The 15,253-nt window shown below is 44.8% G+C and carries 18 protein-coding genes and 1 pseudogene; 15 read left to right on the top strand and 4 right to left on the bottom strand.

Annotated elements, in window-relative coordinates:
• Positions 1 to 34 precede the first annotated feature (34 nt).
• The 10 genes and pseudogenes from GCA01S_RS12705 (at position 35) to GCA01S_RS12745 (ending at position 5,693) form a co-directional block, all read left to right on the top strand.
• The gene (locus GCA01S_RS12705; protein WP_223845393.1) at positions 35 to 514 is read left to right on the top strand and encodes a GNAT family N-acetyltransferase; all 480 of its coding nucleotides are present in this window, start codon (positions 35 to 37) and stop codon (positions 512 to 514) included.
• Between the two features lies 1 nt (position 515).
• Positions 516 to 611: pseudogene (locus tag GCA01S_RS20165) on the top strand (peptidase E); the annotation flags it as partial.
• A 200-nt stretch (positions 612 to 811) separates the two neighbouring features.
• The gene (locus GCA01S_RS12715; RefSeq protein ID WP_042410479.1) at positions 812 to 1,435 is read left to right on the top strand and encodes a histidine phosphatase family protein; all 624 of its coding nucleotides are present in this window, start codon (positions 812 to 814) and stop codon (positions 1,433 to 1,435) included.
• Between the two features lie 170 nt (positions 1,436 to 1,605).
• Positions 1,606 to 1,785, top strand: a complete 180-nt coding sequence (locus GCA01S_RS12720) for a hypothetical protein (RefSeq protein ID WP_042410481.1) — start codon at positions 1,606 to 1,608, stop codon at positions 1,783 to 1,785.
• Between the two features lie 61 nt (positions 1,786 to 1,846).
• Entirely contained in the window at positions 1,847 to 2,131 is a 285-nt protein-coding gene (locus GCA01S_RS19020) for a sensor histidine kinase (protein ID WP_052510044.1), read from the top strand.
• A 442-nt stretch (positions 2,132 to 2,573) separates the two neighbouring features.
• Entirely contained in the window at positions 2,574 to 2,771 is a 198-nt protein-coding gene (locus tag GCA01S_RS12730) for a hypothetical protein (protein ID WP_042410483.1), read from the top strand.
• Between the two features lie 28 nt (positions 2,772 to 2,799).
• Complete coding sequence (locus GCA01S_RS21030; RefSeq protein WP_244380742.1) at positions 2,800 to 3,060, top strand: 6-carboxytetrahydropterin synthase; 261 nt, start codon at positions 2,800 to 2,802, stop codon at positions 3,058 to 3,060.
• A 92-nt stretch (positions 3,061 to 3,152) separates the two neighbouring features.
• On the top strand, positions 3,153 to 3,470 hold the full coding sequence (locus tag GCA01S_RS12735) for an STAS domain-containing protein (protein WP_042410487.1): 318 nt from the start codon (positions 3,153 to 3,155) through the stop codon (positions 3,468 to 3,470).
• Positions 3,471 to 3,514: 44 nt separating this feature from the next.
• On the top strand, positions 3,515 to 4,261 hold the full coding sequence (locus GCA01S_RS12740; RefSeq protein ID WP_042410516.1) for a LytR/AlgR family response regulator transcription factor: 747 nt from the start codon (positions 3,515 to 3,517) through the stop codon (positions 4,259 to 4,261).
• A gap of 121 nt (positions 4,262 to 4,382) precedes the next feature.
• A complete protein-coding gene (locus GCA01S_RS12745; protein ID WP_042410488.1) occupies positions 4,383 to 5,693 on the top strand; it encodes a diguanylate cyclase domain-containing protein in 1,311 nt (436 codons plus the stop codon).
• A gap of 160 nt (positions 5,694 to 5,853) precedes the next feature.
• Here GCA01S_RS12745 and GCA01S_RS12750 read toward each other — a convergent pair whose 3' ends face one another.
• From GCA01S_RS12750 to GCA01S_RS12760, 3 genes are read right to left on the bottom strand one after another with little or no spacing between them, the layout of a single operon-like run.
• Entirely contained in the window at positions 5,854 to 7,248 is a 1,395-nt protein-coding gene (locus GCA01S_RS12750; RefSeq protein WP_017437586.1) for a nucleoside recognition domain-containing protein, read from the bottom strand.
• Positions 7,217 to 7,951: a FeoB small GTPase domain-containing protein gene (locus GCA01S_RS12755; protein WP_042410490.1), complete on the bottom strand. Its 735-nt coding sequence runs from the start codon at positions 7,949 to 7,951 to the stop codon at positions 7,217 to 7,219. The genes GCA01S_RS12750 and GCA01S_RS12755 overlap by 32 nt, the downstream gene beginning before the upstream one ends.
• Positions 7,938 to 8,198, bottom strand: a complete 261-nt coding sequence (locus GCA01S_RS12760; protein WP_017437584.1) for a FeoA family protein — start codon at positions 8,196 to 8,198, stop codon at positions 7,938 to 7,940. The genes GCA01S_RS12755 and GCA01S_RS12760 overlap by 14 nt, the downstream gene beginning before the upstream one ends.
• A gap of 278 nt (positions 8,199 to 8,476) precedes the next feature.
• On the opposite strand from GCA01S_RS12760, the gene GCA01S_RS12765 reads away from it, so the two are divergent.
• The 5 genes from GCA01S_RS12765 (at position 8,477) to GCA01S_RS12785 (ending at position 14,279) form a co-directional block, all read left to right on the top strand.
• Entirely contained in the window at positions 8,477 to 10,465 is a 1,989-nt protein-coding gene (locus GCA01S_RS12765; RefSeq protein ID WP_042410491.1) for an acetoacetate--CoA ligase, read from the top strand.
• A gap of 124 nt (positions 10,466 to 10,589) precedes the next feature.
• On the top strand, positions 10,590 to 11,129 hold the full coding sequence (locus tag GCA01S_RS12770) for a hypothetical protein (RefSeq protein ID WP_042410493.1): 540 nt from the start codon (positions 10,590 to 10,592) through the stop codon (positions 11,127 to 11,129).
• A 121-nt stretch (positions 11,130 to 11,250) separates the two neighbouring features.
• The gene (locus tag GCA01S_RS12775) at positions 11,251 to 12,222 is read left to right on the top strand and encodes an iron-hydroxamate ABC transporter substrate-binding protein (protein ID WP_042410496.1); all 972 of its coding nucleotides are present in this window, start codon (positions 11,251 to 11,253) and stop codon (positions 12,220 to 12,222) included.
• A gap of 27 nt (positions 12,223 to 12,249) precedes the next feature.
• Positions 12,250 to 13,287, top strand: a complete 1,038-nt coding sequence (locus tag GCA01S_RS12780) for a FecCD family ABC transporter permease (protein ID WP_042410497.1) — start codon at positions 12,250 to 12,252, stop codon at positions 13,285 to 13,287.
• On the top strand, positions 13,284 to 14,279 hold the full coding sequence (locus tag GCA01S_RS12785; protein WP_042410499.1) for a FecCD family ABC transporter permease: 996 nt from the start codon (positions 13,284 to 13,286) through the stop codon (positions 14,277 to 14,279). Before GCA01S_RS12780 ends, GCA01S_RS12785 begins: the two co-directional genes overlap by 4 nt.
• 162 nt (positions 14,280 to 14,441) lie before the next feature.
• On the opposite strand, the gene GCA01S_RS12790 is transcribed toward GCA01S_RS12785, so the two are convergent.
• Positions 14,442 to 15,050 (bottom strand): transglutaminase-like domain-containing protein, encoded by a 609-nt coding sequence (locus GCA01S_RS12790; protein ID WP_042410502.1) that lies wholly within the window; start codon positions 15,048 to 15,050, stop codon positions 14,442 to 14,444.
• Between the last annotated feature and the right edge of the window lie 203 nt (positions 15,051 to 15,253).

Raw genomic sequence — 15,253 nt, forward strand, 5'->3', positions numbered from 1 at the left:
ACGATCATCGAGAAGTAAAAATGGATAGCGCATGATGAAACAGAAAGGAAAGAAACGCATGATTCAGGAGATAGACATAGCGGCAAGAGAATGGGTGGAAGCAGTGCTGCGCCTTCAATTGCGCTCTTACGCTGTCGAGGCGCGGCTGATGGGATTTGCGGACCTTCCGCCATTGCAAGATACAGCCGCAACGTTACAGCGGTGCGGGGAACGGTTTTTTGGATATATGAAGCAGGGACAACTGGCAGGAGCGATTTCCTATGAGCGGACAAAAGAGACCGTGCACATTTGCCGCTTGATGGTGGATCCCGACTTTTTTCGGCAAGGGATCGCAAGCGCCTTGATCGAATTTGTATGCGATAAAGAACAAGATGCGAACGAAATCATCGTGATGACAGGAAGTACGAATATGCCGGCGCTTCGCCTATATGAACGCCACGGTTTCCGCGAAATCGAACAAATAAGGATGCCAGAAGGGATTTGGATGACCAAGCTCGTAAAGTGGCTGAGCTGATATGAGGAAAATCATCGCGCTTGGAGGCGGCGGATTTTCCATGAAGCCGGAAAATCCGCTGTTAGATTTGTATATTTTGAGACAAGAAAAAAGAAAGCCAAACAATGTAGCTGCCAGCTCTCGAACCAATGCGAAAGCGTACCGCTTGCGCAAAACGAACAAGGAGTGGAAGAAATCGAATGGAAACGATGTATTTAGGAGAAGGAGAACTAGTATGAGTGAGTATCTGATAGTGAAAAAAACAAAAATTGAACTGGCGGTGGAACAATAGGAAACAACAGGAACGGGGGAATGAGAATGGTAACGTTATATTTAACAAGACACGGAGAAACCGAGTGGAACGTTGAAAAGCGGATGCAAGGGTGGCAAGACTCGCCGCTCACGGAAAAGGGGCGGCAAGACGCGATGCGGCTTGGAAAACGGCTAGAAGCGGTCGATTTGACCGCGATTTACACCAGCACGAGCGGACGCGCGCTCGAAACCGCCCAGTTGATTCGAGGCGAGCGGCTGATTCCGATTTATACAGCGGAACAGCTTCGGGAGATTCACCTTGGCGATTGGGAAGGAAAGACCCATGAGGAAATTAAAGAATTGGATCCTATTGCGTTTGATCACTTTTGGAATCATCCGCATTTATACACACCGCGGCGCGGCGAGCGGTTCATCGATGTCCAAAATCGGGCGTTTGCCGCTATCGAGAAGATCGTTAAGCGCCATCAGGAGGGAAACATTTTGGTTGTAACGCACGGCGTCGTGTTAAAAACGCTTCTTGCTCGTTTCAAAAATGCTTCGCTGCGAGAGCTTTGGGATGGTCCATATATGCATGGAGCGAGCATCACAATCGTACGGGCGGACCGCGGAACGTTTGAAGTGGTTGCCGAAGGAGACGTGGCGCATTTGAAAGAAGTAATAAGGAGATAAATGGATGCAACCATTTCTTAAGAAGTCTCCGAATTCTAAATAGGGCGTAGGTGGAAGATAATGCATAAGCTTCTATGATGGAACTTATGTGAAAATGTATAAATTGTTTACTTGTATAAATTCTAATATGATTATGGTGTCCTTTATCAAATGATCATAAGGAGGAAATTATGGAAGTTACAGGATGCCATGATCTCAGGGTAGTAATCCTTTTCATTGTCATTGCCGTTGTTTCTTCTTATCTATTTCTTCATGCATCGTTGAGAGCTATGCAAAACGAAAGAGAAAGAATAGGTTGGATATTAACAGGGGCAGTGACAATCGGTTTAGGGATTTGGCTTATGCATTAACGAAAGCATTAAGCTAATCGCGCCCTTAGCCAGCAAAAGAAAGATAAAAATAGAGAATCAGGTGCGTCTTGATGAACATGGCTGTTTGTATACAGATCCGATGAGATTCAGACAAATTTTATTAAATCTGTTGGATAACGCTGTAAGGTACAATCGCGACAATGGAAACGTGATTATTGCGGGAAGCAATGAGGGAGGAAAAATAAATATACATGTAAAAGACAGCGGGTTAGGCATTCCCGAAGAGGAGCGGGAAAAAATTTTTGAGCCGTTTTATCGAGTAGAAGGGACGGAAGTCGACGGTACCGGCATCGGGTTAGTATTTGTCAAGCAGCTTGTTCATTGATGGGAGGGACAATTGGAGTAGAAAGCAAATTAGGGGAAGGAAGCGATTTTTGGGTTAGTCTTCCGGTTATGAAGGGAGATCGTCATGTTGGCAGCCGGTCAAACAGCATTGATTTGAACGAAGAGAGATTATCGAAAATAGGGAGAAAAAATTTACGTTGAAGAATATGGATAATTTAAAGAGAATTGATTCCTTATATAATAGGAACAATTCTCTTTTTTGTAATTTTATGTCGAGAAAAGTTGTAAAAAGTCGAAAAAAATACCTAATATGCCTTTTTGATGTTCTAATCAGACGGGATTTTTGTCTTGTATGCGACTATAATGATAGACATATTTTGGAAAAATTATATTAGGTTGTACTACATGGACAATATGTACCAATAGGCAATATGGCATATTTTAATGTAATAGAGCTGCTAGAATCTAATTGGGGGAGAATAATGAATACTTGCAATACTTCTATTAAAGAGTTAATAGAGAAACGGCAATTTGAACACGTTTATCGGCCGCTTTGGGATTTATCGAATTGGAAGATATTTGGCTATGAGTCGTTGATCCGTATAGTAAACGGCGGCAGCATACACAATATAGAACATTTGTTTCAAATTTCACAAAATAAAGTTGCAAGAGAATGGTAACCTTTATTCGGTCAAGGAGGAAGGGGAGTTGGTCCAGCTAACAAGGAAATATCATTTTAGCAGTGCACACCGGCTGCACAGCCATCATTTAACAGACGAAGAAAATAAAAAGCTGTTTGGAAAATGCAATAATCTGTACGGCCACGGCCATAATTACTGCTTAGAGGTTAGGTCATTAAAGAGGCCGGCTCTGAGGCTGGGGTTCCAACCCGCATTATCGTTCCATTCGATCAAACGATCAAACTCGAACTCGCTAGAGAGGGAACCATTATTCAAATTGGTAAGGTAACATATACTTTTCAAGAAGAACATCGCTACGTTGAAGTTGCATTAGATGAAAAAGAACAAATTATTTTTGATTAGAAATTGAGGGGATGCAATATGTTCTTATATGAACTGGCTCAAGATGGACAGAGCGTCATCGTTTACTTTAAAGGGGATTTGGATATTGAAGTGACGGAAATAATGGAAGAAATTTTGCAGGAGTTAAGAGCCTTTGAAGTCATTCGAATAAACCTGGCAGAAGTCCCTTTTGTAGATTCTACTGGGATTGGTTTGCTCATTCATTTAGTAGATACATTGAAGCGCGAAAACAAACAAGTGATGATTTCCGATATGCAGCCAGAAGTGGAGGAAGTATTTGACATTATTCAATTGAAAGAAATATTAGGGGAAGAAATATTTGTTAAAACCAAATAATGATGGAGTGGGAGGGGGAACTGGATGAAAGGAAGAATCAACAAATGGATATTCTGAAAATTGTTGTTGCGGATGACGATGCATCTTCAAGAATCCTCTTACGCCACTTCATCCGTTTTTTGCCGCAATATAAAGTCGTTGGAGAAGCAATAAGCGGAGAAGAATTTGTACGGCTCGTGTTGGAGGAAAAACCTGATATTGCCTTAGTGGACATAAAGATGCCTGATTTAGATGGGATGGAAGCGGTGAAAATATGCAAACAATCGCTTCCTGCCCTGCAGGTTATTTTTACAACCGGATATGATGAATTTGCAGTAAAGGCCTTTGAGATTGCTGCGACAGATTATATTGTGAAGCCCATCGAACGAACGCGCCTTTTTCACGCACTAGAAAAAGCCCGCAAACTCATCGAGTTGTCTAGACAAGACCATTTATCCATAAAAACGAAAAACAAAAGACTCGGCATCAAATCGCACAATTCCATTCTTTTTCTCCCAATGGAAGACATTTTGTTTGTAGAAAAAGAAAGCAGAAAAACGGTCATTCATACTGCAAACGAACGATATGAAACAACAGAGCCATTGAACAAAATGGAAAATAAATTAGATGATTATTTTTTTAAAACCCATCGTTCGTATATCGTAAATTTGAAAAAAATAGTGAAAATTGAACCGGCGGGGGAAACGTATTTAGCCCATTTTATCAATAGCCATAAAGTTGCCTATATCTCTAAATTAAAAATCCATGAAGTGCAAAAGAAAATCCTTCATATTCATGAATTTCATCTTTAATGTTACTCGTTGCACGGGCTGGAAATAGCAAGCGCAGGCAGGGCTTCGTTGGTTCCGGCAGAAAAGTTGTCCACGGATCGTTTTTTTGAGTTTATCATTAATAATTATTACGGAGGAAAATATGAATCAAAATCAATCGTTATCAGATGAGTCGTTTCGCCGTTTAGATATTTTAAGCAACGTATTTAATGCCATAAGGGATATGATTTTTGTCACGGAAGTCGATGGGGATTCCTTTCGTTATATACTGGCCAACGAAGCGGCATGCAAAGCAGTAGGGGGAGGTGAAACGATTTACGGAAAACGCCTCGAAGATGTTTTATCTCCCGAACAAGTATCAAGTATAAAGCCAAAATATCAACAGGCTGCGGAAACGAAAAGTGTTGTCGTTTACGAAGATATGATTACAACTCCTGACGGCACGATCGTATGTGAGACGGTCCTTACCCCCGTCTGTGCTGAAAATGAACCATGCCGCATCATTGTTGCGGTTATGAGGGATATAACAGAACGAAAAAAGAGGGAACACGAACTGCAAAAAATGAAGCAGCGGCTAAAGGCGAGCGAAGAACGCTATCGGAAACTGGTAGAATTTTTGCTGGAAGCGATTATCGTATTTAATCGCGAGGGGAGAATTATTTACGTAAATATAGCAGCGGTAAAATTGCTTGGGGCAAAACAGAAAAAAGATATTGTTGGGAATTTTATATGGAAATTTTTGTATAATAAAGCACAAGCGCCGAAGAAAATGAGGCAACATTGGCAGAAAGCGTTAGGCGTTCAGTCCCCTTTTATAGAAGAGCTCCTCAGGCTTGATGGAAAAATGATTTATTCAGAAGTTTTGCTGTCTTCCATTGAGTATGGGGGAGAACCGGCGATTCAAGGGATTTTTCGCGATGTCACGGAAAGAATTAATTATGAAAGGCAACTGGAATTTTTAGCGTTTCATGATCCTTTGACAGGTTTGCCAAATAGAAGATTATTTCTAGATATTGTTAGCCAATCCATAGAAGAAGCGAAGCAGACAAAAAAAGGACTGGCCGTTATGTATTTAGATATGGATCATTTTAAGGATGTGAATGATACGCTCGGCCACGATATTGGCGACCAGCTTCTAAAACGCTTCGCCAAAAGATTAAAGGAGAATATTGGCACGAATGCCGTTCCTTGCCGCATTGGCGGAGATGAGTTTTTAGTGCTGTTCAAAGATATAAAAAAACGGGCGGATATTGAAAAGCTAGTCAGGAGGTTATATAAAAACATTCAGGAACCTTATAAAATTAAAGAGCACGAAATTAAAGTTACCATAAGCATTGGGATTGCGGTTTATCCGGCTGACGGCACTACCCCGAAAGAATTAATCCGGCGCGCCGATCAAGCCCTTTATGAAGCGAAAATAGAAAGAAATAGTTATAGATTTTATATACAATGATTTTTTGGCTTTGCGGAATATGCTGCCCCACGAGGGAAATGGCGGGAAGATAACCCGGCCGTTTTTACCGTCATTTTTGACAGAACGATGGGCAAATCAACTGGAATGACAGCAACACGCTAAAACCCCCGTTCCCTAAAAACAAGGAAACGGGGATTTTTCATACAATGCCAAACCATTTGGCAAGTTGCGCTGTGAAAAATGTGACAGCAATAGCGATGCTTGTCGGAAGGGCAAACGCAACAAACGTCCATTTTTTGCTTTTGGTCTCTTTATAAATATTAACGAGCGTGGTGCCGCACGGATAATGAAGCAAGGAAAACAGCATCATATTGAGCGCGGTCAGCCACGTCCAGCCGTGGTCGACGAAAATTTGTTTGAGCGAGCGGAGGCCATCGACTTCCGTCAAGGAACCGGTGGATAAATAGCCCATTAATAAAATCGGCAGGACGATTTCATTCGCAGGCAGCCCTAAAATAAACGCCATTAAAATATAGCCATCAAGTCCAAGCGCTTTGGCAAAAGGATCGAGCCAGTTTGCCAAATAAGCGAGAATCGTCGTGTCGCCGATATGAATATTTCCGAGCACCCATGTGATGACCCCAGCCGGAGCGGCAACCACAATGGCTCGTTTTAGCACATAAATGGATTTGTCCAATGTAGCACGAAGAATGGTATCCCATATTTTCGGGCGCCGGTACGGCGGCAGTTCTAATGTGTAATGGGTCGGGATGCCGCGCAATGCCGTTTTTGACAGCACCCATGAAACCGTCAGCGTAACGACGATGCCAAACAGCACCATTGCGACGACAACACTAGCGGTGACGAATGTTTTCCATCCGCCTGTGTAGCTTGCCGCCATAAATAGAGAAGATAGTAGGATCAATGTCGGCCAGCGTCCGTTGCAAGGGACGAAATTGTTCGTTAAAATCGCCAGCATTCGCTCGCGCGGCGATTCGATGATGCGAGTCGACATAACGGCAGCGGCGTTGCAGCCGAATCCCATTGCCATCGTGAGCGATTGTTTTCCATGTGCGCCTGCCTTTTTAAACAAGCGGTCCATATTGAAAGCGACACGCGGCAGATAGCCGTAATTTTCAAGCAGCGCGAAAATTGGAAAGAAGATCGCCATCGGCGGCAGCATGACACTCACCACCCAGGCTGTGCCCCGGTATAAGCCTAACACAAGCAGTCCGTATAGCCAGTCAGGCGCATGGATCGCTTGAAAGAACAGCGTTAAATAGCCTTCCACCCAACCGAAAAAGCTTGCTAACATACTCGACGGAATATTCGCGCCGGCAACGGTGATATAGATGACGACGGCCAGCATCACGAGCATGATTGGAAATCCCCATAATTTTGAAGTAAAAATGCGGTCTAACTTCTCCGTTTCATATTGTTTTGCTTGATTTGTATAGGTAACCGTTTCATTGCAGATTGCTTGGGAGGTGCGAAAAATCGCCGCTACGATTTGTTCGCGCGTATCCGCAGGCGTTAGCGCTCGCGCTTCGTTCATCAGCTCTTCAAATCGATTTTGCGGGACCGTGGCATGCATATATAGACACCTCCTTTACAGATGGAAGTGGTTGCTGCTGGAAAGCGCGAAGCAAAGACATATCTCCGTCAAGCAATCGAAGCGCGACCCAGCGGGCAGGGTACGCATCGCCAATGACTTCTTTCACTCGTGGAATGAGCTTTTCAATACATTGTTCAATTTCTGGACTGTACCGGACGGTAATCGGGTTTGTTTTGATTTTTCCGAGCACCATGGAATCGATTGTCTTTAATAACGTGTCGATTCCTTCTTTATTGCGCGCGGAAATCGGGATGACCGGCACTCCTAATGTTGCCGCTAGTTTCTTGGTATCGATGCGGATCCCTTTCTTTTTGGCTTCGTCCATTAAGTTCACACAGACGATGACGTTGCTTGTCATCTCCAACACTTGCAAGGCGAGATTTAAATTCCGTTCCAAAGCGGTAGCATCGAGTACTACTATCGTAATATCGGGTTTTTCAAAAATAATAAAATCCCGCGCCACTTCTTCATCCGCTGAATTTGAATAAAGCGAATAAGTTCCGGGCAAATCGATCATTCTGTAGCGGTTGTTATTGTACGTAAAAAATCCTTCCGCATGAACGACCGTTTTTCCTGGCCAATTTCCGGTATGCTGGCGCAATCCAGTCAGAACATTAAACAATGTGCTTTTTCCGGTGTTTGGATTTCCGGCAAGCGCAATGGTATATTCATTCATTGCCATCATATATTCTCTCCCCATAAATATGGTCACTTTCTTCTTTCCGCAACGCAATCGTCGTATTGCATACACGATATGCGGTCGGGTCTCCCAGCGGGCTTTTTTGCAGCACTGCGACTTCACAGCCGGGCACAAATCCTAAATCTAGCAATCTTCGCTTCATGATGTCATCATTTATATCCAGTTTCGCAATGCGGAAACGTTCTCCCGGTTCAGAGTCGGATAAGCGAGAAATTTTTGCTCGTACCACAATAATTTCCCTCCCGTTAATAAGTTTCCTTTGTATTATTTTTTTTACCTAGACCAACTTTTATTTTATCTTATTCCTGCCTTGAATTTTTGTCAATCATTTTGTTTCGCCGTTTTATGACGAATTTCCCTATGTAGATAAGTTTCTTATCATTCACAAATTATATTCTCAATAGTAAGAAGAGATGGTATTATATAAATAGTCTAATAATTCTGTATCATAAACGCCAAAAGTCTAAGGAAAGGTGGTGACGTCTGCGTTTTGAAACGCAGATCATCATGAAAGCGATTACGGAAGGAACAGTGCTTTGGAAACCGACAAAAGAGCAAATAGAGAAATCCAACATTCAACGTTATATGGACTGGCTCAAAGAAAAAAAGGGGCTTTCTTTTGAAACATATCGGCAATTATGGACATGGTCAGTCGAGCAGCTAGAAGACTTTTGGGAAACGGTGTGGGAATATTGCGGCGTCAAATCAGCGACTCCATATCAATGTGTGCTGGAAGAACACAAAATGCCTGGCGCAAAATGGTTCCCGGGGGCAACGTTAAATTATGCGGAGCATGTATTCCGACATGTACGCGATGACCGCCCGGCGCTTATTTTCCGTTCGGAGCGCATCCCTTATCGGGAAGTATCTTGGCAGGAATTAAAGGAAAAAACGGCGGCTGTGGCAAACGCTCTCAAAAAAATCGGCGTCAAGCCGGGAGACCGCGTTGTTGGGTATATGCCGAACATTCCGGAAACGGTAATCGCCTTTTTGGCGTGCGCCAGCATTGGCGCAATTTGGTCGTGCTGTTCGCCGGATTTTGGCGCGGGCAGCGTCATTGACCGCTTCCAGCAAATCGAGCCGACCGTGCTGTTTGCGATCGACGGCTGCCAATATAACGGCAAAGAATTTGATAAGATGCCGATTGTCCATGAATTACGCGAAAAACTGCCATCGCTGAAAAAGACGATTTTGCTTCCGTATTGGCGCGAACAGGTGCAAGCGCCGGATGATTCCGTGTTATTATGGGAGGATATTATTCAGGAAAAAGGAGAGCTTTTCTACGAATATGTGCCGTTTGACCATCCGCTCTGGATTTTATACTCTTCAGGCACAACCGGACTGCCAAAACCAATTGTCCAAGGGCATGGCGGCATTTTGCTGGAGCATTTAAAGATGTTCATGATTGCGGAAAATATGACAAAGGAGAGCACGTTTTTCTGGTTTACGACAACGGGATGGATGATGTGGAATTTTCTCATCGGCGGCTTGCTGGCCGGGACAACAGTGGTGCTTTATGACGGCAGTCCAACCTATCCGGACGGAAACGTATTATGGGATCTGGCCGAAAAAGCGAAGATTACCCATTTTGGCACGAGCGCAGCGTTTATCAACATATGCATGAAACTTGGACTGAAGCCGAAAGAATCGTACGACTTGTCCCATTTGCAGACGGTTCTTTCTACCGGGTCTCCACTCACTGTCGAAGGATTTGCCTGGGTATACGAAAACGTCAAGGAAGATATTAATTTAGCCTCCTGCAGCGGGGGGACGGATGTATGCACCGCTTTTGTCGGCGGCTCGCCGATTTTGCCGGTTCGCGCCGGCATCATTTCCTGCCGCGCGTTAGGAGTAAATGTGCAGGCATTTGATGAAAATGGCAAGCCATTAATTAATGAAGTCGGGGAGCTCGTGATTACCGAACCGATGCCGTCGATGCCGCTGTTTTTCTGGAACGACAGCAATCATGAGCGCTATATCAGCAGCTATTTCGATACGTATCCAGGGGTTTGGAAGCATGGCGACTGGATTAAAATCGATGAGGAAGGCGGCTGCGTCATTTACGGACGCTCTGATTCCACCATTAACCGTGCTGGCGTCCGCATGGGCACAAGCGAGATTTACCGCGCCGTGGAAGCGGTCGACGAAGTGCTCGAAAGCCTGATCATCGATTTGGAAATGATGGGCAGAACCTCGTTTATGCCGCTTTTTGTCGTATTGAAGCCGGGAGCGGTGCTCGATGAGGCGTTAAAAGAGAAAATCAAGCAAGCCATCCGGCAAAACGTGTCGCCGCGCTTTGTCCCGGATGAAATTTACGAAGTGAAGCAAATTCCAAAAACATTAAACGGAAAGAAAATGGAAATCCCAATCCGCAAACTGCTTCTCGGCTTCCCGCTCGAAAAAGCGGTCAATCCAGGATCGATGGCGAATCCGGAGGCGCTTGACTTCTTCATTGAGCTGGCAAAGACGATCGAAACGAAGGCGCATACGAGCTGACGGATCAGATCTCCTCCTTCATGGGGAGGATAAACGAGAGGTTGTTATTAAGTGCCGCCGCTTAATAACAACCTCAATGCATGTCGACGATGAGATTTGATTACAAATAAAGGAGAAACGGGGCATGGAGCCAAGCAAGCGGCAAAAGCTAATGAAAAAAATTGAAAACCATTTGCGGACGACGGCGAGAAAATTAGTGAAGTTTGATACGGAAGGAGAAGCGTTGCAATACTTGGTCAATTCGTTTCGGGCGGAGCTCGAATGCGATTTAATTGCCATTGTATTAAAAGAAGGAAATGATGTAGTCCCTACATTGTATCAGGGCGACTTTCTATACGGAACGACATATCCTCCTATTGAGATTGCCAGCTGCTCGCCCCGATTGTTTGAAGGAAGTGTAACGTTTCAGGAGATGGAAGGCAACGACACGTGCCCATTAATTGATTTATTAAGAAGGAATGATATCACGACATGGTTTAGTGTCCCAATTAAAGATGAGGAAAGCGAATACGGCATTTGCATGATTGGTTTTCAACGCCATGTATCTTTGCTCGCTGAGGCAAAGCAGCTTTTTGACGATTTTGGCGAAGATGTCGCCCTTGCGATTACGGTGGCCAGGAAAAAAGAAATCAAACAAAGAAGAGAACATATCCATTTTAATTAGATGGGGAAGCTAGTTCCTATAAGGGTTAGCTTCCCCATTTTTTTATTGACAAATTTAATGAAAATGATTATCATTTCTATTAGTTGTGGTTTTCATTATCGTTTAGAGGGGGATCAAGAAGATGTGGAAGAAAAAAAGAAATATAGCATGGATGATAATGGTGGTTCTTATTCTTGTATTCACAGCCGCCTGCGGAAACGAGAAAAATAATGCGGCCACGGAAAAGCAGGCAAAAACAGAAGAGAAAGCAATGAAGACATTTACGATGGCGAACGGCAAAAAAGTAGAAATTCCCGTTCATCCAAAGCGGGTGGTGATGCCGTATGAATTTTTAGGAAACGCGCTGGCGCTCGGGGTAAAACCAGTCGGCGTCACGCAGGCAGTCATGGAGAACCCGTACATAAAAGAACAAGCAAAAGAGATTGAAAACGTCGGTAACCCGATTTCCCTAGAAAAAGTCGCAGAATTAAAGCCTGATTTGATTATTGTATATTTAGAAGACCAATACAAACAGCTATCGAAAATCGCTCCAACTGTTTTCATTCCATTCGGCCATTATAAAGACATTCAGGAAGAAATGCGCGTATTTGGCGAGCTTCTCGGCAAGCAAAAGGAAGCGGAGCAATGGATTCAACAATTTGAGGAGAAAGCGGCAGCCGCCCGTGAAAAAATTAAAGGTGTCATTGGTAAAAATGAAACCGTTGGTATTTATAAACTGCAAGGAAAAGATTTTTATGTCATCGGCGACAATTTTGGCCACGCCGGTCAAATTATTTACAATGCTCTGCAGCTGACACCACCAGAAAAAATTAAGCAAGAAGTGATTCAAGGCCCGCAATGGAAATTGATTTCGCTAGAAGCATTGCCTGACTATGCCGCTGATCATATGTTTTGGACGGTATATAAAATGGACGGAACCGAACAGGCGGAAAAAGAGCTGAAAAACAGTGCGATTTGGAAAAACTTAAACGCGGTTAAAAACCATCATGTTTATGAAATGAAGATCGAAGACATTTGGTTTTCGGATGCGATTTCACTTGAACATCAGCTCGATCTTGTCGTCGATACGCTTCTTTCCGCTAAACAAAAATAGGATGCGCTGCTAGCAAGGAGAGAGAGAATGAAAATAGGAATACGAGAAAAAGATCGAAAATCGCCGTCACGCCCGTGGGCGGCGGCGCTGGTGCTGGTCGTTGGACTGAGCGCCATTCTTTTTAGCATCGCTGTATCGATATCAGTCGGCGCGGCGGATATCGGCTTAGCGACCGTGTGGAATGCGCTTTTCCATTACGATGCGCGGCAAACCGCCCACGCCGTGATCCGCGATTTGCGCTTGCCCCGCACTCTTGCCGATGTGCTTGTCGGTGCGGGTTTTGCCGTTGCGGGTGCGATCATGCAAGGAATGACGCGAAATCCGCTTGCTGATGCCGGGCTGCTTGGGCTCAATGCGGGTTCGACATTAGCGGTGGCGGTCTGTTTTGCGTTTTTTTCCGGTCTTTCGTATCAAGCGCTTATCCTTTGGTCGTTTTGCGGCGCCGCGGTTGCCGCGGCGCTCGTGTATGGGGTCAGCGCGCTTTCTAGAGGCGGGATGACGCCGATTCGCCTTGTGCTGGCGGGAGCCGCGGTCAGCGCCTTGTTTACCTCGCTTAGCGAAGGAATCGCGATCCATTTTCAGCTAAGCCAGGAATTGGCGTTTTGGTTTGCCGGCGGTGTGGCAGGAGTGAAATGGAGCCAACTGAAACTGCTAGCGCCATGGCTTGTTTCCGCTTTAGTTTTCGCCTTATTATTGGGGCGGTCGATAACGCTTCTCAGTTTTGGAGAGGAAGTAGCGGTCGGATTAGGGCAAAAAACGAAAATGGTGAAGTTAGCGGGAGCGATTGTGGTGCTGGTGCTTGCCGGCGGAGCGGTGTCGGCGGTCGGCCCGATCGGCTTTGTCGGCCTTATTGTTCCGCATTTGGCACGTTTTTTGGTCGGGGTCGATTATCGCTATGTCATTCCGTGTTCCGCGGTGCTTGGCGGGTTATTGATGATTTGGGCGGACATTGGCGCGCGGATGATTAACCCGCCGTATGAAACGCCGATCGGTGTGCTGTTTGCGTTAATCGGCGTACCGTTTTTCCTGTATGTCTCCCGCAAACGGAAGGGGGAATTTGCATGAGCCGCCGTCGTATGGTGATTCCGCTTCTTTTCCTTTGTCTGCTTGCGATCGTTGCCATCAGTCTTAATACAGGGGTAAGCCGCATGAATCCGATGGAAGTGGTAAAAACGCTCGTTGGCATGGGAACGGCAAAGCAGGAGCTTATTTTATTTGAGTTTCGTCTGCCGCGCATGTTGATTGCGATATTCGCAGGCGCCGGGCTGGCGCTGTCCGGATGCATCATTCAAACGATATCGCGCAACCCGCTTGCCGACCCAGGTCTGTTAGGAATTTCCACCGGCGCGGGAGTGATGGTGGTGCTGTATCTTTCCTTGTTCCCGACCGGTGCGGACGCGCCTGCGCTCTTTCTCCCGTTTCTTGCGTTTATCGGCGGCGCGCTGGCGGCCGCTCTCGTGTTTGCGTTGTCGTACGAGCGACAGCAAGGACTGCTTCCCGGGCGCATCGTTTTGACAGGTGTGGCGGTCGCCGCGGGGTTAAGCGCGCTCATGACGGTGCTGTCGCTGCGGTTGAGCAGAGAGCTGTATCAATTTGCGGCGGTTTGGCTGACGGGAAGCATTTGGGGAGCGACGTGGGACTATGTGTGGGCGCTGTTGCCGTGGGTGATGGGGCTGTTTCTTTTCGTATCTTACAAAGCCCGTGTGCTGGACGCGCTATCGTTTGGCGAAACGATCGCCACGGGACTTGGGGTGGCGGTGGCAAAAGAGCAGCTGCAGTTGCTGGCGGCCGCCGTTGCCCTAGCTGCTTCTTCTGTATCGGTAAGCGGCGGGATCGGGTTTGTCGGACTCATCGCCCCTCATCTGGCGCGGCGGCTTGTTGGCGCGCATCATGCGCATGTCGTGCCGGCGTCGGCATTACTTGGGGCGTGTCTGTTATTAGGGGCAGATACGGTTGGCCGCGCGGTGCTGCAGCCATCGGAAATTCACGCCGGCATTGTCGTTGCTATTGTCGGCGCGCCGTACTTTTTATACGTACTGGCGCGTTCCGCCCGCTGAAGGCAGGTTTTTATTATATCGAGATCTAAAATCTAAAAATCCTTAAAAAATAAAGGTAAGCACCATTAGTCATGTATAATATGTTTGCTTACCTTTTTTTATTTCTCACGAACTAATGCGACTATTAATTAAAAAAAGTATATATATGAAAGAGGTGAATCTTTATAAATTGTCAGGCAAATAATATTTATACATTTCTAATGCATCTATGTGTTCCTTTAAAACGGAAATGGTTTTTGGGCTCGGTTTAGTATAAATGATTGGAAAATCTTTTTCGTCAAACTCTTCTTGGACTGGAAAAGCTAATATTTCTTTATCTATAGAAAATTCCGCCTGTACTCCTGGTTTGTTTCCACGGGCATCTAAACGAATCCAACGATTTAAAGATTTAAGAAAAACGCCATTCAGCGCATGAAGGGAATAACCCTTGTCAGGTGTATCGAATAGCATGAGCCGTTGATAACAAAAACCTGTCGGGATTCCTTGAGACCTTAATAAAGCTGCTAATAGGTTCGCTTTGGCATAACAAATTCCTTCTTTATAGTAAAGTACCTCAGAAGCTTTACATGTAACTCTTGAGCTTTGTATATCCCACGAGTGCGAAATCTCATCTCTTACAAATTCAAACGCTATTTTAGCCTTTTCGATTTCTGACTGCCCTTCATGAAACAATTCATTTATTTTTTTCTGGATGAAAGGATGGGAAAAATCGATCACATCTAATTCTTCCAGATAGTCCATGAAATTAGCGGACTCAGGAATCAGTTCCATTTTAGTTCCCCCATATCGAATATATTTTACATAATTATAAAAATATTAAAATAAATATGCAATCATAATTGACTTAGATTACTTCAGCTATACTGACTGTTAATTGAAAGTTCATATTGGCTTGTATAAGTTTTTAATGGCTTCATCGATCTTTTGTTAACTATACTATAATGATTAGAGGATATTATGTTCAGTATAAGTGT

This window comes from Parageobacillus caldoxylosilyticus NBRC 107762, assembly GCF_000632715.1.
In the GTDB taxonomy this organism is placed as follows: Bacteria; Bacillota; Bacilli; order Bacillales; family Anoxybacillaceae; genus Saccharococcus; species Saccharococcus caldoxylosilyticus.